This is a genomic window from Hydrogenophaga sp. NFH-34 (genome assembly GCF_021401345.1).
Lineage (GTDB): Bacteria > Pseudomonadota > Gammaproteobacteria > Burkholderiales > Burkholderiaceae_C > Hydrogenophaga > Hydrogenophaga electricum.
In genome coordinates this window covers 203,482-227,010 of the sequence record NZ_JACBGE010000001.1, presented here as the reverse complement: position 1 = coordinate 227,010, position 23,529 = coordinate 203,482, and the positions used below count along the sequence as shown (strand labels likewise).

Sequence of the window (23,529 nt, the reverse complement as noted above, 5' to 3'; positions counted from 1 at the left end):
CCACCGACTCCCCATGACCACGCGGCTGCCCCTGGCCGTGGCGGCCATGGTGCTGATCGCGGCCGCCGGCACCACCCAGTGGGCCGTTCAGGGTCTGTCGCAGCAGATCGAGCGGCAGCTCGACCGCATGGGCCAGATCTACCTCGACGGCCTGGGCGCCGCCCTGCTGCCCCCCGTCATCCGGGACGACCGCGAGGGCATCGCGCGCACGCTGCAGGAAGCCTTGCGCCTCCACCAGGGGCTGGTCGACCGGCGCCTGTTCGTGCTGGACGCACAGCGCCAGCCCCTGGCCCGCGCCGACCGCGCCGGCCTGGAACCGGTGGCCATGCCCGAAGCGGTGGCCCAGAGCCCCTACGGGCACTGGCTGGACGACGAGGACAGTTCCTACTGGATCTGGCGCCCGCTGACGGACGACCGGCTGGACAGCCAGGCCTCGGCGCCCCTGCGGGTGGTCGCCAACCTCGACGTCACCAGCTACGTGAGCGAACGCCGCCAGCTCTGGTGGCGCGTCGTCGCGCTCGACCTGGCGCTGAGCCTGGCCTGCGCCCTGGTCGCGCTGGTGCTGGTGCGCCGGCTCCAGCGCCCCGTGGCCGTGCTGACCGAACACCTGCAGCGCAGCACCGAGCAAGGCCCCGAACCCGTTCCGCAGGGCCTGGTCAACGACGACGACCAGGAAACCGCGCGCCTGCTGCAGGCCTACAACCGCATGGCCCTGGCGGCCCAGGACCGCGAAGCCCTGCTGACCCGCATGGCCGAGCAGGAACGCGAGGCCGTGCTCGGCCGCATGGCCGCCACGCTGGCGCACGAAGTGCGCAACCCGCTGGCGGGCGTGCTCACCGCCATCGACACCCTGCGCAAGTTCGGCGACCAGCCCCAGACCCGGGCCGAGGCGCTCGACTTCATGGAGCGCGGCATGCGGGCCTTGGCCGGCGTGGCAGACGCCACGCTGGCCACGCACCGCCCACCGCAGGATCTGCAGGCGTTCGGCCCGCAGGATCTGCTGGACATCCAGCGCCTGATCGAGCCCCAGGCCCGCCGCGCCCGGGTCCGCCTGCACGTCGACAGCACGCTGGCGCAGGCCGTGCCGGTGGGCGGCCACGAGGTGCGCCAGATCCTGCTCAACCTGTTGCTCAACGCCGTGAAAGCCAGCCCTCCGGACAGCGATGTCACGCTGCGCTGCACGCTGCAGCCGCTGGACCTGCGGCTGGAAGTGCTGGACCCGGGACCGGGCATGCCCGCCGTCCTGGCGCAGCACCTGCAAGCCGGCACCGAGCCCACCGACGAAGCCGGGCTCGGCGTGGCGGTGGTCATCCGCCTGCTGCAGCAACTGCGCGGGCGCGTCACCGTGGTGGCCCAGCCCGGCCGCGGCACCCACATCACCCTGGACCTGCCGCTGGCCCCGACGCCAGCGGCCGACTGACCCCATGACCAACGCCCCCGCATCCGGCCTGCCCGTGCTGCTGATCGAAGACGACCCCGTGCTCGGCGGTGCCCTCGTCCAGCGCCTGCGTCTGGAGGGCTTTCGCGTCGAATGGGCCACCACCTGCGCCGACGCCCTGCAGGCCATGCGCCGCGCCCGGCCCGCGTTCGTGCTCTCCGACATCCGGCTGCCCGACGGCTCCGGCGAAGACCTTTACCGCCAGGCGCAGCCCTATCTGGGCGACACGCCCATCGTGTTCGCCACCGCCTTCGCCGACATCGGCCAGGCCGTGCGCCTGGTGCGCGCCGGCGCCGACGACTACCTGACCAAACCCTGCGACGCCGACGAACTGGTGCGCCGCATCCGCGAACTGGCCAGCCCGCCGGCCGCCGCAGCGGCCACCCCGACCGAGGGCTTCGGCCTGTCCGCGGTCACCGAGCGGCTGGCAGCCGACCTGCGCCGGCTGGCCCCGCGCGACGTGCCGGTGCTGCTGCGTGGGGAAACCGGCGTCGGCAAGGAGGTGGCCGCGCGCCAGCTTCATGCGATGTCGCCCCGCGCCGAGGCGCCTTTTGTCGCGGTCAACTGCGGCGCCATCCCGCCGGAGCTGATGGAGAGCCAGTTCTTCGGCCACGAGCGGGGCGCGTTCACCGGTGCCCACGGCGCACACATCGGCTTTTTTGAAGAAGCGGGCACCGGCACCCTGTTTCTGGACGAGATCGGCGAACTCGATCCGCGCCTGCAGGCCACCTTGCTGCGCGTGCTGCAGGACGGCGTGTTCCGCCGCGTCGGCGCCCGGCAGGACCAGCGCTTCCAGGGGCGCATCGTCGCCGCCACCAACGCCGACCTGGCCGAGCGCATGCGCGCCGGCCGCTTCCGCGAAGACCTGTATTTCCGGCTGGCGGTGGTGGAACTGCCGATTCCACCGCTGCGCGAGCGGCCGGCCGAAATCCTGGCCCTGGCCCAACCCTTCATGGCCCAGGCGGCCGAGCGCCAGGGCCTGCCCTGCCCCACACTCAGCCCGCTGGCGCACAGCGCGCTGCTGGCCCACGCCTGGCCGGGCAACGTGCGCGAACTGCGCAACCGGATCGAACGGGCCGTGGCGCTGTGCGACACGCCGGTGCTCGACGCCGGCGACCTGTTTCCGGAGCGCGCGCTCGACCCGCCCGACGTGGCTGGCGACACCCTGGCCAATGCCCGCGAGCAGGCCGAACTGGCCCAGATCGAGCGCGCCCTGGAACTCTCGGGCGGGCGCCTGACCGAAGCCGCCCAGCGGCTGGGCGTGTCGCGCACCACGCTGTGGAAGCGCCGCAAACGCCTGGGCGGCAACCCGGACGACGCCTGACCCGGTGCCGCACCGGCACCCAGAGCCAGGGCCCAGCGCCGCTCAGAACCTCGTTCTGAGCACCAACGAGACGTTGCGCGCTTCGCCCTGATTGGCCGACGACCAGCCCCCCGCCGCCCAGTACCGGGTGTTGAAGAGGTTGTAGATGTTGCCGATCAGGGTCCAGGGCTGTGCCTGTACGCGGAAGTCGTAGCTGAAGCCGGCATTGGCCACCGTGTGCGCAGGCACCTTCAGGTCGTTGGCATCGCTGGCGTAGAGCGCCCCGTAGTAGCGCACATTGCCGTGCAGCTTCAGGCCGGCCATGCCCGGCACACGGTACTGGGTGTTGGCCACGACCTGCCACTTGGCCGCGTTGGCCGGCGTGTTGCCCTGAAGGGCCGCGTTGTCGGCCGAGACCTTGTCAATGGCGCCGTCCAGATAGATGGCCCCGAAACCCAGGTTCAGGTTGCGCGTGGCCTGCCAGGCGCCGGAGAACTCCGCCCCCTGGTAGACCAGCAGACCGTCCTGCGTGAGGTAGCGGGCGCCGTCGCGCCAGATGTCCATCTGGTTGGCCCGCTCAATGCGGAACAGCGCCGCCGTGTAGTCCACGCCGCCCGACTCGCGCTTGACGCCCACTTCGTACTGGCGCGAGACGGTCGCGCCCAGCATCTCGCCCGCATTGGCATAGGTCTGGGCCACGCGCGTGCCCGCCTCCAGGCCTTCGACGTAGCTGCCGTAGTAGCTGGTCTGGGGATCGGGTTTGTAGATCAGCGCCAGCGTGGGGCTGGCCTTTTGCGCGTCGTAGCCCGAATCGACCGAAGGGTCGCCGTCCAGATCCTTCACGCGGTAGTCGGTGTAGCGCAGGCCCACGATCGCCTGCCAGTGCGGCCCGAAATGGACGGTGTCGCTGGCGAACGCATAGGTCTGGCGGGTGTCGGCGCCCAAAGGTCCCATCGAAAAATCGATCGCCCGCGTGGTGCGGAAGGGCTGGCGCTGGTAAAGATTGCCATTGAAGTCGTTGACCCAGTACCAGTCGTTGCTCCAGGTGTCCTTGGCCTGCTGGATGCCGACGCCACCCACCAGTTCGTGGCGCACCGCCCCGCTCTCGAAACGACCTTCCACCACGGCCTGGGTGAACAGGTTGTCCAGCTTGCCCGCGAAGTTGTAGGAATTGCCCGCGTAGTCGCCTTCCAGGTTCAGCAGGTCCGCAAACGCCTTGTTCGCATAGTGCTCGCGCCGCGAGGCCCCGATCTGGGTGGTCAGCCGCCAGCGGCCATCGATGTCCCAGCGCAGGCCGGTGGAAGCCTGCGAGGTCTTGGTGTTGTAGAACCCGTTGTCGACGTTGACGTCGTCGTAGACGTAGGTCATGCGCGGCAGCCGGCCGCCGCTGCCCGCCGTGTCGTAGGCCGAGAGGTAGAACTGCAGCGGCTCACCCCGGTTGCGGCTGTCTTCGTAGGTCAGCGTGCCGAACCACTTGAGCGACGGATCGATCACCTTGTCGACCGCCAGCGACGCCACGGTGCGGTCGATCCGCGCGCCGTTGTAGGCCTTGCCGTCTTCCTTGGCGATGTTGGCGCGCAGCGCCAGGCCATCGTCCAGCACCCGGCTGGTGTCCACATGCACCGACCACAGGCCGGGGTTGCGCAGGCCCAGGTCCACCGTGGTCTCGTTGTGCGCCTTGGGCCGCTTGAGCTGGTAGCTCAGCGCCCCGCCGGGCTCGCCAAAGCCGTACATGAAGCCGGTCAGGCCCTTGAGGGCCGTCACGCTTTCAACCACCTCGGTCGGAAAATCGCCGCCCCAGTACAGCAGCATGGGTATGTCGTCGATGTAGCTGTTGCGCACACCCAGGCCCCGGATCTGCGTGCCCCACCAGTCGGTGGTCGCCGCCGACGTGGGCGTGTAGACCGACGGGTCGTTCACGAAAATCTGGCCGATGGACCTGGCGCCCCGCTCGGTGATGCTCTCGCTGTCCACCACCGTCAGGGAGAACGGCGTGTCCAGCACCGACTTGCTGCCCAGCGCCCCGGCGGCCACGTCTGCCGACAGGTAGCGCAGCGGCGATTCGGGGGCCGCCGCCGAGGCGGTCACGGTCACCGTCTTCAGGGTGGTTTCGGCCCCCGGTGCGCGGGGCGGCGCCGGCCGCACGACCACCGCGCCGCCTTCGAAGGCGGCGGCCAGCCCGCTGCCGGCCAGCAGACGGTCCAGCGCCTGGCGCACGGTCATCGCGCCGGTCACGGCCGGTGCGGTCTTGCCCGCCACCAGCGGCGCCGGAAACGTCAGCGGCAGCCGGGCCTGCCGGGCCAGTTCGTTCAGTGCCTGCCCCAGGGGCAGGGCCGGAATCTGGACCGAAACAGGCGCAGCGGCATCCTGGGCGTGTGCCAGCGGCGCGTGCCCGGCTGCGAGGGTCAGGGCGAGGCTGGCGGCCAGCGCCAGGGGGGCGGGCGCCCAGCGCTTGCGGGGGAAAGACGGCATGGTGAAAGACTCCTCGGTGATGATGGGTTCGGGGCTGCTGCGCGGCGCGCAGAGCGGCTTCCACCGGGGTAGACGCATGGGTGGCCTCAACCCACACGTTGCCAATGAGAATTTTTCCTGTTTACTTCGGGAGCCCGGCTAACGGGCCAGCACCTCGGTCACCGCCCCGCGCACCACCAGCCGCACGGGCAGCATCTGGGGCAGCGTGTCCACAAAACGCGGGAACTGGCGCACGCTGTAGCTGCCACCGACCGGCAGCGCCGCGACCCCGGGGTCGGTGACCACCACGCCCGTGGGACCGTAGCGCTCGAACTCGGCCAGCGCTTCGGCCAGCGGCGTGTGGTCGAAGCTGATCCGGCCCTCGCGCCACGCCGCCACAGACGCCGCGGGCACGGCTTCGGCCGGGCCGAGACGGCCCTCGGCGTCCGCCGACACGCGCTGGCCGGCGGTCAGCTCCAGCGCGGGCGCGTCCTCCAGCGGGCCAGACACGCGCACGCGCCCCTCTTCCACCACCACTTCGGTGCGACCGGCGCCCAGCCCCGACGCGGTGTGGCGCACCGCAAACCGGGTCCCGACCACCGTGATCCGCAGCGCCCCGGCCCGCACCTGCAGCGGCCGGGCGGCGTCGGGGGCCACGGCCAGCATGACCTGCCCGTCATCGAGCCGCAGCTCGCGCCGGTCGCGATACAGCCGGGCGTCCAGCTGCGTGGCCACGTCCAGATGCAGCGTGCTGCCCGGCTGCCCCCGGTCGGCGGCGTCGTCGGGCAGGCGAACCATACGCTGCTGCCCGCGCAGCGTGGCGTAGTGCTGTTCGAACCAGGGCTGCCGCTGCCAGTGGTCCCAGCCCATCCAGCCCGCCATGCCCGCCGTCAGCACCAGGCTCGCCAACAGGGCATGCCGGCGCAGCGCGAACCCACCCCAGCCCGGTGCGACCGGGCGACCGGTGCGGCGGCTGGCGTCCGGAACAGGGCTCTGTGGCGGCCACGCCGGGCGGCCGGTACCGGGTACCTCCTGGGCCGATGCCACCGGCCGGGCCGGGGCGGCGCGGTCCCCCAGGCTGTCGCGCAAAGCCGCCTGGTCGCCGGCCGGCAACTGCTGCACTTCGCCCAGGGTGTCCGCCATGTCGTCGAAAGCCGCGCGGTGACGCGGGTCGGCCGCCAGCCAGGCCTGCAACGCGGCCTCGCCGTCGTCGTCCAGCCCGTCGCGCTGGCGGACCACCCAGGTCGCGGCCTCGATGTCCAGCCCGTCCTGCGCCTGCGCGAAGGCGTCGAACTCGCGCTCGTCGGCGTCCGCCGGTGCGGCGGGGTCAGGGGACGAAGAAGGCGGGATCAAGGGCATGGGTGAACAGGAAAGCGGACGGTTCTCAAGGCAGACGCACGGGGCGCTCGCATCCTCACCCCGGCCGGTCCAACTCGCCGCGCAGGCGCCGTTCGCAGAGTTTGCAGGCAACCATGCCCCGCACCAGGTGCTTTTCCACCATGCTGACCGAGATGCCCATGCGGGCGGCGATCTGCGCGTGGCCCAGTTCGTCGAACACATTGAGCACGAATGCCTCGCGGCACCGCAGCGGCAATGCCTCGATGGTGGCCACATAGGCCTGCACGATCTGCCGGGACGCCAGCACCTGATCGGGCTGCCAATGGGCCGGCGCACAGGGCTGCTGCTCCTCAGCCAGGGCATCCAGCGGCTCGTGGCGGCGGACTTCGGCGCGCCGGTGCTGGTCGACCAGCAGGTTGCGCGCGGTGCGGTAGAGCAGCGCGCGCAGGTCGAACACCGGGCGCCCCGCCTGCTGCACCGCCAGCACGCGGACGCAGCTCTCCTGGGCCAGGTCGGCCGCGGTGTCGCGGTCCTTGACCTGGCCGGTCAGGAAGTTCAGCAGTTCGCGGTGGTAGCGCTCCAGCACGGCGGGGTATCGGCCTGGTGGTGGGATCCGGGCGCGCACGGCCACTGCCCGGGAATCAGATCAAATAAGAATTATTTCTATTATCGATCATGAATCCGCGTCCCCACCCGGCGGGTCCCGGCGTGCGCATGGATGACGCTGTTCCGCCCGCCCTGCCGGTACCGCATCACTTCGCGCGAACGGTGCCGCGCGCGCGTTCAAACGCCGTGCCGTCGCAGAGCGACCAGAGGGATCAGTCGGCGCAGGCTCCGTCCAGGGCCTGCAGCGGCCCCAGCGTTTCGCCGGGGTTGCCGTTGGCGGCGTAACCGCCGTCCACCGGCCAGATGGCGGCGGTGATGAAACCGGACGCCGGCTCGGCCAGAAAGCCGACCACACGCGCGATCTCCGCCGGCAGGGCCCAGCGGCCCACGGCCGACCGTTCGGCGTAGAGCGCGTAGTCGAGCGTGCCGCGCTGCATCTTTTCGCGCAGCACGTCGGTCAGCACATAACCCGGTGCGACCGCGTTGACGGTCACGCCGTGGCGGCCGTTCTCCAGCGCCAGGCCACGTGTGAGGCCGGCGATGGCTGCCTTGGCGGTGGAATACGCCGTGCGGCGCTGCAGGCCCACCAGGCCGATGACCGACGACAGGTTCACGATGCGGCCAAAACCCTGCGCCCGCATGCCAGGCAACACGGCCGCGCACATGGCGGCCGTGCCACCCACGTGCACCGCCAGCATGCGCTGCAGGTCGCTCGCCGGCAGGGTGTGGTGGTCGGCCGATTCGCGCTGCATGATGCCGGCGTTGTTCACCAGCACCGACACCGTGCCCAACTGGGCCGCCACCGCCGCGCAGCCGGCATTGACCACCGCCTCGTCACTGACATCGGCGGTCACCGCCAGGGTGCGCACGCCATGGGCACGCGCCAGCGCATCGGCCGCGGCTTCGGGCGCCTGCAGGTCGAACAGCGCCAGGTCGGCGCCACGCGCCGCCAAATCTTCGGCAATGGCCAGCCCGATACCGCGGCCAGCCCCCGTCACCACAGCCACACGGCCGGTCAACGCGCCCACGCTCACAGCACCTTACCGGGGTTGAGGATGCCCTTGGGGTCCAGCGCCAGCTTCAGGGTGCGCATCAGCTCGATCTGTTCGGGCGAGCGGGCATGACCCAGCCAGCGGCGCTTGAGCGTGCCGATGCCGTGCTCGGCCGACACCGTGCCGCCGAACTTCTGCACCAGGCCGTACACCACTTCCTCCACCGCGTCCTTGGGCTGCTCGGCGTCACCGGCCCGGTAAGCGACGATGTGCACGTTGCCGTCACCGATGTGGCCGTAGAACACGGTCTCGCAACCGGGCACCTTCTCGGCCAGCTCGGCCTTGCAGGCGCGCGCGTAGTGATCCATGGCGGTCTGTGGCAGGCCGATGTCGAAGGCCAGGTGGCCGGGCCAGGTCTGGTGCAGCTCGCCACAGGCATCGCGCACGCCCCAGAGAGCCTGCTCGTCGGCCAGCGACTGCGCGACCACGGCGTTGGGCACGACACCCTGTTCCAGCAGGCGCTCCAGCCAGGCTTCGAAGCGCGGCAGATCGGCTTCGGGGTCGGTGCCCAGGGCCTCGATCAGCACGTAGGCGCCATACGCCGTGTCGTCACCGGCGAAGGGGTTGCGGGCGCGCAGTTCGTTCACCGCGCGGCCCCAGTAGTCGGGCCACATCACCTCGAAGGCCGACATCAGCGGCCCGAGGCCGCTGCGCGCTTCGCCCAGCAGGCGCAGCACGGTGGCGTAGTCCTCGCAGGCGCACATGGCGACCATGCGCGATCCCGGCTTGGGGAACAGGCGCAGCACGATGCGGGTAATCACGCCCAGCGTGCCTTCGCTGCCGATGAACAGGTGCTTGAGATCGAAGCCCGCGTTGTTCTTGATCATCTTGTTGAGGCTGTTGACCACGGTGCCGTCGGCCATCACCACCTCCAGGCCCAGCACCATTTCGCGCGCCATGCCGTAGCGGATGACGCGGTTGCCCCCGGCGTTGGTCGACAGGTTGCCGCCGATGGCGCAGGAGCCCCGTGCGCCCAGGTCCAGCGGGCAGAAGAAGCCGGCCGCATCGGCGGCCTGCTGCACGGTTTCCAGCGGCGTGCCGGCGGCCAGGGTCATGGTGGCCGCGGCCGGATCGATCTCCTCGATACCGGTCATGCGCTCCAGCGACAGCGCGATCTCGCCGCCCTGTGCACGGCCACCGCCGCACAGCCCGGTCAGGCCGCCCTGCGGCACCACCGCAACGCCGTGCGCATGGCAGATACGCAGCGTGGCTGCCACCTCGGCCGTGCTGGCCGGGCGCACCACGGCCAGCGGCTCGGTCGGCAGCAGGCCGCTGTAGTCGTTGCGGTTGCGCGCGGGCACATCGGCACCGGCCATCACGGCCACAGGGCCCAGCAGGTCGAGCAGTTCGCGCACGGCGGCGTGGGCACCCGGGCTGGGCGTGTCGGAGGGAATTTCGGCAGCGGGAAAAGCGGTGGCGCTCATGGTGAACGGAAGGAGATGAAAAAAAGGGAGGCGGGTTCAGGCGCCGAAACGGGCGTCCAGATCCTGGTGGAAGTCCAGGCCGACGAGTTCGCTGAACTCGGCGTAGGTGAGTTGCGCGCCGGCGCTGGCGCGGGGCGTGCCGTCGCGCCGCAGGGCGGCCAGGGCGTCGGCCGTGGCGCGGGCCGCGGTGAACAGCGCGGTCACGGCGTAGAACACCACCGAGAAGCCCATCTGCTGCAGTTCCGCCGCGGTCAGCGCGGTGGTTTCGTTGCCGTCGACGATGGACACCACCTTGGGACCAGGCACAGCACGCGCCACGGCCTCGACCTCGGCGATCTTCTTGATGCCGTCGACGAACACCAGGTCCACACCCGCGTCTTGGTACCGGTGCGCGCGGCTCACCGCCTCGTCGATGCCGGCGGCGGGCAAGGCGTCGGTGCGGCCGATGATCAGCAATTCGTCGCTGCCGCGCGCTTCAAGGGCGCAGCGCAGGCGCTGGGCGTTTTCGGCCGCGTCCATCAGGCGGATGCCGGCCATCTGGCCACAGCGCTTGGGCGCGACCTGGTCTTCCAGGTGGATGGCGGCCACACCCGCCTGCACGTACTCGCGCACGGTGCGGTGGATGTTGGACGGGCCGCCGTAACCGGTGTCGGCATCGGCGATCACGGGAATCTGGACCGCGCGCACCATGTCGCGGGCATGTGTGGTCATCTCGGTCTGGCTCAGCAGGCCGATGTCGGGCTGGCCCAGGCGGGTGGCGGTGGCACCGAAGCCGGTCATGTAAATGGCCGGAAAACCGGCCTGCTGCACCAGGCGGGCCGACAGCGCATCGGGCGCGCCCGGGGCCATGACGATCGGGCCAGCGGCGAGGAGCTGGCGCAACTGCCGGGCGGGATGGAGGGAAGATGGGGTCATGAAAAGCAGTACGGGAAATCAGGCGCGTTGCCGCGCCCGGGGAGCCGAGAACTGGCCGCTGTCGGCCGCCAGGCGGAAGGCGTCGACGGTGCGGCCAATGTGGTCGGACAGCAGCGCGTGCAGGCCGTCGAACTGGCCCTGCCCGATCAGATCGACCATGCGCTCGTGTTCGGCCAGCGACACCTCGCGCGAGTCGAAGAACTGGCGCGACATGGCGGTGCGCAGCGCCGAAATCTTGCCGGCCACGAGACCGTAGGCGTCGCGCATGTAGGGATTGGCGCAATGCGCGAACAGCACCTCGTGGAATTGCGAGTCGACGCGACCGTAGCGCACGTCGTCGTCGGCCTCGGAGGCCTCGCGCATCTCGCGGCACAGCGCCTCCATGGCGGCCAGCAGACCGGTGCGGTCGATCGCGCAGCCCCGGCGCGCGGCCTGCACCTCCAGCATCACGCGGAAGTCGCAGATTGCCTGCACGTCGTCTTCCGTGGGCTGGAACACGAAGCTGCCCCGCTTGGGCCGGATCTCCACCAGGCCCGTGGTCTGCAGCAGGGTCAGCGCGTCGCGCACCGGCGTGCGGCTGACGCCGAAGGACTCGGCGAGCGACTCCTCCGAAATCATCTGCCCCAGCGTGAACTCGCCGTCGATGATGGCCTGGCGCACGCGCGCGGCCACGATCTCGGTCAGCGATTTGGGCATCTCGATGTCGAACTTCTGAACCATGCCGGAACTCCTGCGGTGATGAATCGAATGGCCAGTATCAGCCGAACATCAGGCCGCCATCGATGTTGATGGACTGGCCCGTCATGTAGTCGGCCGCCGGTGACGCCAGGTACAGCGCCAGCCCCGCCACGTCCTCCGGCGTCTGCGCACGGCCCATCGGTACCGCCGCCACCCGGCGGGCAAACACGTCGCCTTCACGCCCGTTTTCCAGGGCCGAGAGCGTGCGGTCCATGCGGGCCCACATGTCGGTGGCCACCAGGCCGGGACAGATGGCGTTGACCGTGACATCGGGCGCCAGGGTGTAGGCCGCCGTCTGCGTGAGGCTGATGACCGCCGCCTTGCTGGCCCGGTACGGCCCCTGGTAGGGGGCCATCGGCCCGGCGCCGTAGCGCCCGGCAATCGAGGCCATGTTGATGACCTTGCCCCGCGGCCGGCCCGGCGCCAGCGGCGCCTGCCGGGCCATCTGGCGCGCGGCAGCCTGCAGACACAGGAAGGCCCCTTTGACGTTGACACCCAGGTGCAGGTCCCAGTCGGCCGCCTGCAACTCCATGAACGGCTTGACCTGCGCCACACCGGCATTGCAGATCATCACATCGAGCCGGCCGAAGGCCTGTGCAGCGGTCGCCACCAGGCGCTCGACATCCGCGGGCTGCGTCACGTCGGCCGCCACCCCGACGGCGTTCACGCCGAAGGCACGCAACCCATCGCAGACCGCGTCGCAAGCCTCCTGCCGCAGGTCGGCCACCGCCACGTGGGCACCGGCCTCGGCGAAACGCAGCGCCAGGCTGCGACCGATGCCCTGCGCAGCCCCGGTGATCGCCACGGCCAGGCCTGCGATGCCCGGCATGGTTGCGGGTTGCACCGCGCCTCCCTGATCGACGCTCACTTGGCGGCTGCGCGGATGCGCTGCAATTCGGCGTGGACTTCGTTCACGATGTCCTCACCCACGAGCTTGGCCTGCGCCTGGTAGACGTCCTTGACCTTGTCGCGCATGCGCTGCAACTCGGCGGGCGAGACTTCGTTGACCTGCATGCCCTGCTTCTTCAGGCTGGCGATGACCGTGGCGTCTTGCTCGCGGCCCACACGGCGCGACTCTTCGCGACCCGCGACCGCGCATTCGCGCATGACCCCCTGCTCCTGCGGCGAGAGCTTGTCGAACTGCTTCTTCGAGAACAGGACGGCCAGCGGGCTGTAGGCGTGGCGCGTGAGCGAGAGGTACTTCTGCACTTCGTAGAACTTCATGTTCTCGATCAGCGCGACCGGGTTTTCCTGGCCGTCCACCGTGCGGGTCTCCAGCGCGGAATACACCTCGGAGAAGGCCAGCGGCGTCGGGTTGCTGCCCAGTGCACTGAAGGTGTCAAGGAACACCTTGTTCTGCATGACGCGCATCTTCACGCCCTGCAGGTCTTCCCAGCGCGTCACCGGACGCTTGGAGTTGGTGACGTTGCGGAAACCGTTTTCCCAATACGCCAGGTTCACCAGGCCGGCTTCCTCGAACTTGGGTTCGAAGGACTGGCCCACCTTGCCATCGAGCACCTGATCGGCCTCGCGTTCGTTGGCAAACAGGAACGGCAGGTCGAACACGGCCAGTTGCGGAATCGCCCCCACCAGCGGCGCGGTGGAGGTCAGCACCATGTCCAGCGATCCCGTGCGCACCTGCTGCGACGCGGTGGTGTCGTTGCCCAGGGCCCCGTCGTAGTAGGTCCGCAGCTTGAGCTTGCCGCCACTCTTGTCGGCCGCGCATTGCGTCATCTTGGTGATGCCGAAGCTGATCGGGTGCCCCTTGGTGACGCCGGACGAAACGCGCACGGTGCGGGCTTCGAACTGGGCATGGGCGGCGCTGGTGGCCAGGGCAGCCAGGGCCATGGCGGCCAGGCGGATGCGGGGAGCGGTCATGAAGTGTCTCCTTTGTGAATGGATCGGACAGGGGAAATGGACGCAGGGGGTCAACCCGTGAGCCAGCGCAGAGGCACCAGCACGATGGACGGGAACATCACCAGCAGAAACAGCACGGCGATCTCGGCCAACAGGAAGGGGGCGATCCCCTTCATCAGCTCGCCCATGGTCACCTTGGCGGTGCCACAGACCACGTTGAGCACGATGCCCACCGGGGGGGTGATCAGGCCGATGGCGTTGTTCATGATGAACAGCACGCCGAAGTACACGGGGTCGATGCCCGCCTCACGCACGATCGGCATCAGCACCGGCGTGAGGATCAGCAGCGTGGGGGCGAAATCCAGCGCCGTGCCGACAATGACCACCAGCATCATCATCAGCGCCATCAGCAGGATCGGGCTGTCGATGAAGGGCTGCAGAAGGTCGCTGACCTGTTGCGGGATGTCCGACACCGTGATCAGCCAGCCGGACACCAGGGCCGTGGCAATCAGGAACACCACGACCGCGGTGGTCTTGGCCGCGCTCACCAGCAAGGGGTAGATGGCGCGCCACTTCAGTTCGCGATAGACGAACATGCCCACCACGAAGGCATAGACCGCAGCCACCACCGCCGCCTCGGTCGGCGTGAACACGCCGAACTTCATGCCGCCAACAATGCCCACGGGCATGACCAGCGCCCACAGGCTGTCGAGCGCGACGCGCAGGCGCTGGCGCATCGGCATGCGCGGCAGCACCTGCACCTGGTCCTTGCGCGCCACGATCATCCAGGCCAGCAACAGCGACACGCCCATCAGCAGCCCGGGAACGATGGCGGCCATGAACAGCTTGCCGATGGACACGTTGGCCACCACGCCGAAGATGATCATGCCGATCGAAGGCGGCAGCACCGGCGCGATCACGCCCCCGGCCGAAATCAGCCCCGCCGAGCGCGGAATGTTGTAGCCCGCCTGGCGCATCATGGGAATCAGCATCGTGGCCAGCGCGGCAGCGTCCGCCGCGGCCGAGCCGGAGATTGCCGCCATGATCACGGCCGCCATGATGGCCACCACGCCCAGGCCACCCCGGATGTGTCCGACGAAAGCCAGCGCAAAGTTGACGATGCGCCGGGAGATACCGCCGGCATTCATCAACTCGCCCGCCAGCATGAAGAAAGGGATCGCCAGCAGCGGGAAGCTGTCGGCCCCTTCGATGATCTTCTGCGACAGGATGGTGGTGTCCACCGAACCCTGCAGCAGCATCAGCGCGACCGCACACACCATCAGAGCGAACGCGATCGGCATGCCCAGGGCCATTGCGCCCAGCAGCGAAATAACGAAGACGCCGACGGTCATGCGCGCTCTCCCTGGGTGCCCACCGGGGCGGCGCCATGATCCGGATCGGTTTCTTCTTCGCTCTCGCGAACGGCCACCAGTTCGTCATCGGCGATGCGCCCGGTGACGATGCACCAGAGCTTGTGCAGTGCGATGCTGCCAATCCCCAGGCTGCTGAAGTAGCCCATCCCGAAAACCCAGATCATCGACAGGCCCGTGACCTGCGCCATCGTGGTCTGGTTGACCTCGTGCTGCCGCCAGGTGCCCCAGAAGAACATCGCGCAGCAGATCACGATCAGCAGTTGGCTGATGGCCAGACACACCAGCTTGCCCTGCCGAGGCAGGCGGCTGACCAGGCTGTCCACGCCCAGGTGGGCGCCTTCGTGCATGGCCACCACGGCCCCCACGAACACCAGCCAGATGAAAGCGAAGCGCGAGAGCTCCTCGGACACCATGATCCCGGAGTCAAAGCCGTAACGCAGCACCACGTTGCCGAACACCATGACCACCATGGACAGCAGGCAGAAGGCCAGAAAGGCCTCCATGGCCCGGATCGCCAACGGCGAATGACCGCGCGTGCTCATGCCGCCCCACCCGGCACCGCGATGCCATCCGAGGTGCCGGGGAACCTCATCCACAAAGAAAAAAAGACCACCATCCTGCCGTCTCCACGCATGGATATTTTTGAGATGGCGGATTGTTGTATGTAAGGTTCTGCATGGAAATAAGGGTTAACCCTCTGTTTTCACGCCACCCTGTCGCGCAAAGCAACCGCCGCCCAGGCCACCGCGCGCGCGCAAACAAAAACCCCCGACCCACCTGGCGGTGGGTCGGGGGTTCGGGGCGAGGGCCGGACGCCGGGAAGCGGGGTCAGTCGTTCATCGCGTCGATCATCACCTGCCCGAAACCGGAACAGCTGACCTGGCTGGCGCCGTCCATCAGGCGGGCGAAGTCGTAGGTCACCTTCTTGGACAGGATGGCCTGTTCCATCGCACGGATGATCAGGTCGGCCGCTTCGCGCCAGCCCATGTGGCGCAGCATCATCTCGGCCGACAGGATTTCGGAGCCCGGGTTCACATAGTCCTTGCCGGCGTACTTCGGCGCCGTGCCGTGGGTGGCCTCGAAGCAGGCCACCGAGTCGCTCATGTTGGCGCCCGGGGCGATGCCGATGCCGCCCACCTGCGCCGCCAGCGCGTCGGAGATGTAGTCGCCATTGAGGTTGAGCGTCGCGATCACCGAATACTCGGCCGGGCGCGTCAGGATCTGCTGCAGGAAGGCGTCGGCAATCACGTCCTTGATGACGATGTTGCGGCCGGTCCTGGGGTTCTTGAACTGGCACCACGGGCCGCCGTCGAGCTCGGCCGCGCCGAATTCCTTCTTGGCCAGGGCGTAACCCCAGTCGCGGAAGCCCCCTTCGGTGAACTTCATGATGTTGCCCTTGTGGACCAGGGTCACACTGGGCTTGTCGTTGTCGATCGCGTACTGGATGGCCTTGCGCACCAGGCGCTCGGTGCCCTCGATCGACACCGGCTTGACGCCGATGCCCGAGGTTTCGGGGAAGCGGATCTTGGTCACGCCCATCTCGTCCTGCAGGAACCGGATGAGCTTCTTGGCCTTGTCACTCTGGGCCGGGTATTCGATGCCGGCATAGATGTCCTCCGAGTTCTCGCGGAAGATCACCATGTTGGTCTTCTCGGGCTCCTTGAGCGGGCTGGGCACGCCCTGGAAGTACTGCACCGGGCGCAGGCAGACGTACAGGTCGAGTTCCTGGCGCAGCGCCACGTTGAGCGAGCGGATGCCGCCGCCCACCGGCGTGGTCAGTGGCCCCTTGATCGAGACCACGTAATCTTTCACCGCCGCCAGCGTCTCTTCGGGCAGCCAAACATCAGGGCCATAAACGCGCGTGGCCTTTTCGCCGGCATAAACCTCCATCCAGTGGATCTTGCGCTGCCCGCCGTAGACCTTGGCCACGGCCGCGTCGACCACCCGGATCATCACCGGCGTGATGTCGACGCCAATGCCGTCACCTTCGATGAAGGGAATGATGGGCTCGTCGGGCACGTTCAGCGTCCGGTCGGCATTGACCGTGATCTTCTGACCTTGGGTGGGCACCTGGATGTGCTGGTACATGTGAATACGACTCCGGGAAGGACAACCGGCCCCTGGATCGGCAAACGCGCCCGGGGCCCTCAGCGTGCAGGAACTGCCCGGGAATTTTATGTCTTAAGGAAATGGCACCCCGTCGCCTGCGGGCAAAGCTTTGCCACAGAACGGCCGAATCGCCGACAATCCGCTCGCTCGTCCTCGACCTTCCCACACCCGACTATGCGATCCCTGCTCTCCCGCCTGTTCTGGCTGCTGTCCTGCCTGACCGCCCCGGCCTGGGCCCAACAAGACCCCCAGATGGACCTGCCCCGCATCACCCTCCAGGCAGGCATGCACCTCATCCACACCCAGGTGGCGCTCACCCCCGAACAACGGGCCATTGGCCTGATGCACCGGCCGGAGATGCCTGTCAACGAAGGCATGCTGTTCGTGTTCGAGGAACCGGCCGTGCAGTGCTTCTGGATGAAGAACACGCTGCTGCCGCTGACCGCGGCCTTCATCGCCGACGACGGCAGCATCGTCAACCTGGCCGACATGAAGCCCCAGACGCTGGACTCGCATTGCTCGACCAAGCCGGTGCGCTACGTGCTGGAGATGAACCAGGGCTGGTTCGCCAAGCGCGGCCTGGTCGCCGGCACCCGCCTCGCCGGCTCGCCGTTCGGCGGCCGCCGCTGAGCACCAGATCCCGCCCACTCGCCCACAAAAAAAGCGCAGCCGGAGCTGCGCTTTTTTGTGCCTGGCCGGCGCCACCTTGCGGCGGCTTCGACCCCAGGGGTTCCCAGGCGATCAGGCCGTCATCGATGCCAGGGCCGCGTTGAACGTGGCGCTGGGACGCATGATGGCCGAGAGCTTCTCGAAATCGGGCTTGTAGTAGCCGCCGATGTCCACCGGCTTGCCCTGCACCACCGCCAGTTCGTCGACGATGGTCTTTTCGTTTTCGGCCAGGACCTTGGCCAGGGGCGCGAACTTGGCCGCCAGTTCGGCGTCCTCGGTCTGCGCTGCCAGCGCCTGCGCCCAGTACAGGGACAGGTAGAACTGGCTGCCGCGGTTGTCGAGCTGGCCCGTCTTGGGGCTGGGGTTCTTGTTGTTGTCCAACAGCTTGCCCGTGGCGGCATCCAGCGTCTTGGCCAGGATCTTGGCCTTGGCGTTGTGGTTCTTGATGCCCAGCTCTTCCAGGCTCACGGCCAGCGCCAGGAATTCGCCCAGCGAGTCCCAGCGCAGGTGGTTTTCTTCCACCAGTTGCTGCACGTGCTTCGGTGCCGAGCCGCCGGCACCCGTTTCGTACATGCCGCCGCCGGCCATCAGCGGCACGATGGACAGCATCTTGGCCGAGGTGCCCAGTTCCATGATCGGGAACAGGTCGGTCAGGTAGTCGCGCAGGATGTTGCCGGTGGCGCTGATGGTGTCCAGGCCACGGATCACACGCTCCAGCGTGTAGCGCATGGCACGCACCTGGCTCATGATCTGGATGTCCAGACCGGTGGTGTCGTGCTCGTGCAGGTACATCTTGACCTTGGTGATCAGTTGCGCTTCGTGCGGGCGGTAGGCGTCAAGCCAGAACACCACCGGCATGCCGGAGTTGCGGGCACGGTTGACGGCCAGCTTGACCCAGTCGCGGATGGCGGCGTCCTTGACCTGGCACATGCGCCAGATGTCGCCCTGCTCCACGTTCTGGCTCATCAGCACTTCGCCGGTGTCCAGATCGGTGATGTTGGCCACGCCGTCTTCGGGGATTTCGAAGGTCTTGTCGTGCGAGCCGTACTCTTCGGCCTGCTGCGCCATCAGGCCCACGTTGGGCACCGTGCCCATGGTCTTGGGATCGAAAGCGCCGTGCCACTTGCAGAAGTTGATCATCTCCTGGTAGATGCGGGCGAAGGTGCTCTCCGGCTGCACCGCCTTGGTGTCCTTCAGGCGGCCGTCGGCCCCCCACATCTTGCCGCCGTTGCGGATCATGGCGGGCAGCGAGGCGTCGACGATGACATCGTTGGGCGAGTGGAAGTTGGTGATGCCCTTGGCCGAATCGACCATGGCCAGCTCGGGGCGGTGCTCGTGGCAGGCGTGGATATCGCGCTTGATCTCGTCGCGCTGGCTCTGCGGCAGGGATTCGATCTTGGTGTACAGATCGACCATGCCGTTGTTCACGTTCACGCCCAGCTCTTCAAAGGTCTTGGCGTGTTTCTCGAACGCGTCCTTGTAGAAGATGCGCACGCAGTGGCCGAACACGATGGGGTGCGAGACCTTCATCATCGTGGCCTTGACGTGCAGCGAGAACATCACGCCGGTCTTGCGAGCGTCTTCGATCTCTTTTTCGTAGAAGGCCAGCAGCGCCTTCTTGCTCATGAACATGGAGTCGATGATCTCGCGGTCCAGCAGCGCGACCTTGGGCTTGAGCACGATGGTCTTGCCGCTCTTGGTGATCAGCTCCATCTTCACGTTGCGCGCCTTGTCCAGCGTCATGGACTTTTCGCCGTGGTAGAAGTCGCCAGCGTGCATGTGCGAGACGTGCGAGCGCGAAGCCTGGCTCCATTCGGCCATGCTGTGCGGGTTCTTGCGCGCGTATTCCTTGACGGCCTTGGGCGCGCGGCGGTCGGAGTTGCCTTCGCGCAGCACCGGGTTCACCGCGCTGCCCGTGCACTTGTTGTAGCGCGCGCGGATTTCCTTTTCTTCGTCGGTCTGCGGGTTTTCGGGGTAGTCGGGGATCTTGTAGCCCTTGTCCTGCAGTTCCTTGATCGCGGCCTTGAGCTGGGCCACCGACGCGCTGATGTTGGGCAGCTTGATGATGTTGGCTTCGGGCTTGAGCGTGAGCTTGCCCAGATCGGCCAGGTTGTCGGGCACGCGCTGCTCTTCGCTCAGGCAATCCGGGAACAGGCCCAGGATGCGGCCGGCCACCGAGATGTCGCTGGTTTCCACGTTCACACCCGCCGGCGCCGCAAAGGTGCGGATGATCGGCAGGAACGAACTCGTGGCCAGCAGGGGCGCCTCATCGGTCAACGTGTAGATGATGGTGGATGGTTGGTTACTCATGGCTTGGCTCCGTGAAGTCGTTGTGGAAGAGGCGCCGCCGGTGTCTCGGGGCCCGGTTGGCGGCGACAGACAAAGATCGTGCGTGATTTTGCTTTCAGTGTCCTGATCGGAAACCCGTTTTTTGAAGTCAAATCCCATAACATGAAAAATCGTGACTTCGTCATGGATTTTTTTTCCACGAATGCCACCCTGCCCACGATCTTCGGGCCCGCCGGTCCTAAACACGCTGCCAAAAGCCTGGCGAGCCGCCATCAAGTTGACCGCCCATCTGCCGAAACTACAGGCAACCGACAGATCCACCATGCGCCGACTTGCCCTCGCCCTTTGCCTGACCGCCTCCAGCCTGCTGACCGGCTGCGATCTGCTGGGCATCGAAACCGCCCCGCAGATCGCCGCGCGCAAGGAAGCGGAAGGCAAAGCCATCGGCAGCGCCTGCCGCCATGCGGTACGCAGCATCGAAGACTGCTTCCGCACCAACCCACGCGCCGGCAAGGCCGCCGTGTTTGCCGGGTGGCGCGAAATGGATCAGTACATGCGCGACAACCAGGTCGTGGGCATGCCCTGGTCGGAAAACGCGGGCTCCCCGGCCGACCGGGCCGCCAGCGAAGCGGCCGATCCCGCCCACGGCAGCAGCCACGACGGCGGCAGCGGCGTGGCCCCGCGCAGCGGCAGTACGCAGCGCTCCTGAGCGCCCGACCCGCACCCGACGCAGGGGACCGAAGCGCCCCGCGCTTGTGTAGCCGGGGCGCCTTCTCCGCCCCGGCCCCGAGGCTTCAGTCCACCCGTTCGAACACCGCCATGCTCTCCACGTGCGCGGTGTGCGGAAACATGTTCACCACGCCGGCCGACACGCAACGGTAGCCCGCCTGGTGCACCAGCAGGCCGGCGTCGCGCGCCAGCGTGGCCGGGTTGCAGCTCACGTAGACGATGCGGCGGGGTGGCATCCAGGCGCCACGCAGTTCGGGTTGCTGGTGGAGGTCGGCCAGGGCTTTGGCCAGGGCAAAAGCGCCCTCGCGCGGCGGATCGACCAGCCACTTGTCGGCCACGCCGTCGGCCACCAGCAGATCGGGCGTCATCTCGAACAGGTTGCGTGCCACGAACCGGGTCGGTGCCAGCGGCTGCGTCCGGCCCGACTGGTTGAACGCCAGGTTCTCGCGCGAACGGGCCACCAGCGCCTCACTGCCCTCGATGCCCAGCACCTCGCCGGCCGTGGTCGCGATGGGCAGGGTGAAATTGCCCAGGCCGCAGAACCAGTCGATCACGCGCTCGTGCCGCTGGGCGCCGAGCAGGCGCAGCGCCCGCGCCACCAGCACCCGGTTGATGTGGGGGTTGACCTGGGTGAAGTCGGTCGGTTTGAACGGCATCGTCACGCCGAACTCGGGCAGGCTGTAGGCCAGTGGTGGCCCGCCGGCGTCCAGCAGCTTGACCGTGTCCGGCCCCTTCGGCTGCAACCACCACTGCACGCCGTGCTGCTGCGCAAAAGCCCGCAGGCGGGCGAGGTCGTCTTCGCTGAGCGGCTCCAGATGGCGCAACACCAGCGCGGTCACTTCGTCGCCGCAGGCCAGCTCGATCTGCGGGCAGGTTTCGCGCGCGTCCATGCCGAAAATCAGCGCGCGCAGCGGCACCAGCAAGGCGCTCACGTGCGGCGGCAGCACGTGGCAGACGCGCATGTCGGCCACGTAGCGGCTCTTGCGCTCGTGAAAACCAATCAGCACCTCGCCCTTCTTGTGCACGTAGCGCACCGACAGGCGCGCCCGGTAGCGGTAGCCCCAGGCCGGCCCCTGGATCGGGCGCTGCAGGGTTTCGGCCTTGACCTTGGCCAGGTGCCAGAGGTTGTCCTCCAGCACGCGCTGCTTGATCGCGACCTGCGCCGACTCGTGCAGGTGCTGCATCTTGCAGCCGCCACAGGCCCCCGCGTGCAGCCCGAAATGCGGGCACCCGGGGCGCACGCGCTGCGGCGATTCGCGGTGGATGTCGGTGACGGTGGCCGCTTCCCAGTTGTTCTTGCGGCGGGTGACCTGGGCGCTGACCACTTCGAAGGGCAGCCCGCCGTCCAGGAAGACCACCTTGCCATCGGGCCGGTGGGCAATGCCCTGGGCCTCGATGTCCAGGGATTCGACGGCCAGCCAGCCTTCGGGCAGGTCGGCGGAGGGGAATGCCGCCTGGACGGCGGCTTGTTCGGGTGTGGGGCTCTCGGAACTCATGCACCGATTGTCTCAGGGCCGGGCCGCCGCCCGGTTCAGACCCAGGCCGCCAGGTATTCCTGCCAATGCGACTCGGTCGGGGCGAGCGCGCCCAGCGTGTCCTTCACGAAGGCGATTTCCTGGGTGTACTCGGCCTCGGTCAGGCCGCCGCGCATTTTCTGGAAGCGGCAGTACATCAGGTAGGTGTTCATCACGTCGGTCTCGCAGTAGCGGCGGATGTCCTCCAGCCGCCCCTCACGGTACTGCGCAAAGACCTGCGAGCCGTCCATGCCCAGCTTGCCCGGAAAGCCACACAGCTTGGCCAGCGCGTCCAGCGGCGCGTTGTTCTTGGGCGAGTACATGGCCAGCAGATCCATCAGGTCCAGATGGCGCATGTGGTAGCGGCTGATGTAGTTGTTCCACTTGAACTCGCGGTCGTCCTCGCCCAGGTCCCAGTACTTGCCGGCCTCGACCCCGTGGCGCAGCCCGCGGTAGTGCAGCACGGGCAGGTCGAAGCCGCTGCCATTCCAGCTCACGAGCTGGGGCACCTTGTTTTCGACCGAGGTGAAGAAGTTCTGGATCACCCGGCCTTCGCTCTGGCCGTCGCGGTCTGCGAAGGAACGCACGTACAGCCCGCTGGCGTCGCGCAGCACGCAGCTGATCACCAGCACCCGCTGCAGATGCAGCGGGGCAAAGTCGCTCTTGCCGTCGGCCTGCCGTTCGGCCAGCCAGGCGGCGTGCACCTCGTCGTCGGTGCGCTCGGCGGGCTCTCCACGCAGCAGGCGCAGGCCTGCCACGTCGGGAATGGACTCGATGTCGAAGACGAGGACCGGCCAGCTCAACGTGCGGGCCCTCAGCGCTTGGGCAGGTAGCCCAGCGGGTCCACGGGCTTGCCCTGGCGGCGCACCTCGAAATGCAGCTTCACGCGATCAGCGTCGCTGCTGCCCATCTCGGCGATCTTCTGCCCTTGCTTGACCGACTGGTCCTCGCGCACCAGCAGCGCCTGGTTGTGCGCGTAGGCCGTGAGGTAGGTGTTGTTGTGCTTGAGGATGATCAGGTTGCCGTAGCCGCGCAAGCCAGCGCCGGCGTAGACCACGCGGCCATCGGCGGCGGCGAGGACCGGTTCACCGACGCGGCCGGCAATGCCGATACCCTTGTTGCGCGCCTCGTCGAAGGTAGCGATCACGGCCCCGTTGGCCGGCCAGACGAACTGCACCTCTTCGGCACCGGCCGGCTCGGCGGCCGGCGCAGCGGGCGCCACCGGGGCCACGGCGGTCGTGCCATTGCCCGGTGCGGGGGCACTGGCCGGCGGCAGGGGCTTGCCGACGACGGTGGTCGCCGGCACCGGCGCGGTGCCGGCCGGCGGCATCACGCGCAGCACCTGCCCGACCTCGATCATGTTCGGGTTGGCCAGGCTGTTCCAGGCCTGGACATCGCGCCAGCTCTGACCGGCTTCCAGGGCGATGCGAAACAGGGTGTCGCCGGGTTTGACGGTGTAATAACCGGGTTTGCCGGCGTTTTCGGCGCCGGGCAAGGTCTTGGGGTCCACCGCGGCAGCAGCGTGGGCGCCGCCCGCGCGGTCCTCCACCGGAGCGGGGCTGCTGACACGGCGGGTCGAGCAACCGGCCATCACGGTGAGGCTGGCCACCATCAGCAGAGCCAGCGGGCGTTGCCAACGGCCGTCCAGCACAGGCGAGGTGGTCAGGTTGAATCGATACATAGGCACTCCAGCGGATGCGCGCCGCGCGGTCAGAACCGTGCGG

At 68.3% G+C, this 23,529-nt stretch carries 20 protein-coding genes; 4 read left to right on the top strand and 16 right to left on the bottom strand.

Features of this window, described 5'->3' with window-relative positions; translation table 11 throughout:
• Positions 1 to 13 precede the first annotated feature (13 nt).
• Positions 14 to 1,420 carry a sensor histidine kinase gene (locus L0977_RS01140; RefSeq protein WP_234262787.1) on the top strand — a complete coding sequence of 469 codons (1,407 nt, stop codon included), beginning with the start codon at positions 14 to 16 and terminating at the stop codon, positions 1,418 to 1,420.
• A 4-nt stretch (positions 1,421 to 1,424) separates the two neighbouring features.
• Positions 1,425 to 2,762 carry a sigma-54-dependent transcriptional regulator gene (locus tag L0977_RS01135; protein WP_234262786.1) on the top strand — a complete coding sequence of 446 codons (1,338 nt, stop codon included), beginning with the start codon at positions 1,425 to 1,427 and terminating at the stop codon, positions 2,760 to 2,762.
• Between the two features lie 42 nt (positions 2,763 to 2,804).
• Here L0977_RS01135 and L0977_RS01130 read toward each other — a convergent pair whose 3' ends face one another.
• The 12 genes from L0977_RS01130 to icd form a co-directional block, all read right to left on the bottom strand.
• Positions 2,805 to 5,213 carry a TonB-dependent siderophore receptor gene (locus L0977_RS01130; protein WP_234262785.1) on the bottom strand — a complete coding sequence of 803 codons (2,409 nt, stop codon included), beginning with the start codon at positions 5,211 to 5,213 and terminating at the stop codon, positions 2,805 to 2,807.
• A gap of 138 nt (positions 5,214 to 5,351) precedes the next feature.
• Positions 5,352 to 6,551, bottom strand: coding sequence for a FecR family protein (locus L0977_RS01125; protein ID WP_234262784.1), 1,200 nt, complete (start codon positions 6,549 to 6,551; stop codon positions 5,352 to 5,354).
• 55 nt (positions 6,552 to 6,606) lie between these two features.
• Positions 6,607 to 7,116, bottom strand: a complete 510-nt coding sequence (locus L0977_RS01120) for a sigma-70 family RNA polymerase sigma factor (RefSeq protein ID WP_234262951.1) — start codon at positions 7,114 to 7,116, stop codon at positions 6,607 to 6,609.
• A gap of 232 nt (positions 7,117 to 7,348) precedes the next feature.
• A complete protein-coding gene (locus L0977_RS01115) occupies positions 7,349 to 8,164 on the bottom strand; it encodes an SDR family NAD(P)-dependent oxidoreductase (RefSeq protein WP_234262783.1) in 816 nt (271 codons plus the stop codon).
• Positions 8,165 to 8,166: 2 nt separating this feature from the next.
• Positions 8,167 to 9,612 (bottom strand): FAD-binding oxidoreductase, encoded by a 1,446-nt coding sequence (locus L0977_RS01110; RefSeq protein ID WP_234262782.1) that lies wholly within the window; start codon positions 9,610 to 9,612, stop codon positions 8,167 to 8,169.
• A gap of 36 nt (positions 9,613 to 9,648) precedes the next feature.
• Positions 9,649 to 10,527: an isocitrate lyase/PEP mutase family protein gene (locus L0977_RS01105; RefSeq protein ID WP_234262781.1), complete on the bottom strand. Its 879-nt coding sequence runs from the start codon at positions 10,525 to 10,527 to the stop codon at positions 9,649 to 9,651.
• Between the two features lie 18 nt (positions 10,528 to 10,545).
• Complete coding sequence (locus L0977_RS01100; RefSeq protein WP_234262780.1) at positions 10,546 to 11,247, bottom strand: GntR family transcriptional regulator; 702 nt, start codon at positions 11,245 to 11,247, stop codon at positions 10,546 to 10,548.
• Between the two features lie 37 nt (positions 11,248 to 11,284).
• On the bottom strand, positions 11,285 to 12,094 hold the full coding sequence (locus L0977_RS01095) for an SDR family NAD(P)-dependent oxidoreductase (RefSeq protein ID WP_234262779.1): 810 nt from the start codon (positions 12,092 to 12,094) through the stop codon (positions 11,285 to 11,287).
• 35 nt (positions 12,095 to 12,129) lie between these two features.
• Positions 12,130 to 13,143: a TRAP transporter substrate-binding protein gene (locus L0977_RS01090; protein WP_234262778.1), complete on the bottom strand. Its 1,014-nt coding sequence runs from the start codon at positions 13,141 to 13,143 to the stop codon at positions 12,130 to 12,132.
• 50 nt (positions 13,144 to 13,193) lie between these two features.
• Positions 13,194 to 14,474: a TRAP transporter large permease gene (locus L0977_RS01085; RefSeq protein ID WP_234262777.1), complete on the bottom strand. Its 1,281-nt coding sequence runs from the start codon at positions 14,472 to 14,474 to the stop codon at positions 13,194 to 13,196.
• On the bottom strand, positions 14,471 to 15,037 hold the full coding sequence (locus L0977_RS01080) for a TRAP transporter small permease (protein WP_234262776.1): 567 nt from the start codon (positions 15,035 to 15,037) through the stop codon (positions 14,471 to 14,473). The genes L0977_RS01085 and L0977_RS01080 overlap by 4 nt, the downstream gene beginning before the upstream one ends.
• 286 nt (positions 15,038 to 15,323) lie before the next feature.
• The gene (gene icd / locus L0977_RS01075; protein WP_234262950.1) at positions 15,324 to 16,589 is read right to left on the bottom strand and encodes an NADP-dependent isocitrate dehydrogenase; all 1,266 of its coding nucleotides are present in this window, start codon (positions 16,587 to 16,589) and stop codon (positions 15,324 to 15,326) included.
• 189 nt (positions 16,590 to 16,778) lie between these two features.
• Here icd and L0977_RS01070 point away from each other — a divergent pair, with 189 nt between their 5' ends.
• Positions 16,779 to 17,234 (top strand): DUF192 domain-containing protein, encoded by a 456-nt coding sequence (locus L0977_RS01070; protein WP_234262775.1) that lies wholly within the window; start codon positions 16,779 to 16,781, stop codon positions 17,232 to 17,234.
• 111 nt (positions 17,235 to 17,345) lie between these two features.
• Here L0977_RS01070 and L0977_RS01065 read toward each other — a convergent pair whose 3' ends face one another.
• Positions 17,346 to 19,583: an NADP-dependent isocitrate dehydrogenase gene (locus tag L0977_RS01065; RefSeq protein ID WP_234262774.1), complete on the bottom strand. Its 2,238-nt coding sequence runs from the start codon at positions 19,581 to 19,583 to the stop codon at positions 17,346 to 17,348.
• A 301-nt stretch (positions 19,584 to 19,884) separates the two neighbouring features.
• Between L0977_RS01065 and L0977_RS01060 the strand changes: the two genes are divergently transcribed.
• Positions 19,885 to 20,271 carry a hypothetical protein gene (locus L0977_RS01060; protein ID WP_234262773.1) on the top strand — a complete coding sequence of 129 codons (387 nt, stop codon included), beginning with the start codon at positions 19,885 to 19,887 and terminating at the stop codon, positions 20,269 to 20,271.
• Between the two features lie 85 nt (positions 20,272 to 20,356).
• Here L0977_RS01060 and rlmD read toward each other — a convergent pair whose 3' ends face one another.
• From rlmD to L0977_RS01045, 3 genes are read right to left on the bottom strand one after another with little or no spacing between them, the layout of a single operon-like run.
• Positions 20,357 to 21,787 (bottom strand): 23S rRNA (uracil(1939)-C(5))-methyltransferase RlmD, encoded by a 1,431-nt coding sequence (rlmD, locus tag L0977_RS01055; protein WP_234262772.1) that lies wholly within the window; start codon positions 21,785 to 21,787, stop codon positions 20,357 to 20,359.
• 35 nt (positions 21,788 to 21,822) lie between these two features.
• A complete protein-coding gene (locus tag L0977_RS01050; RefSeq protein WP_234262771.1) occupies positions 21,823 to 22,608 on the bottom strand; it encodes a 3'-5' exonuclease in 786 nt (261 codons plus the stop codon).
• Between the two features lie 11 nt (positions 22,609 to 22,619).
• Complete coding sequence (locus L0977_RS01045; RefSeq protein WP_234262949.1) at positions 22,620 to 23,417, bottom strand: peptidoglycan DD-metalloendopeptidase family protein; 798 nt, start codon at positions 23,415 to 23,417, stop codon at positions 22,620 to 22,622.
• Between the last annotated feature and the right edge of the window lie 112 nt (positions 23,418 to 23,529).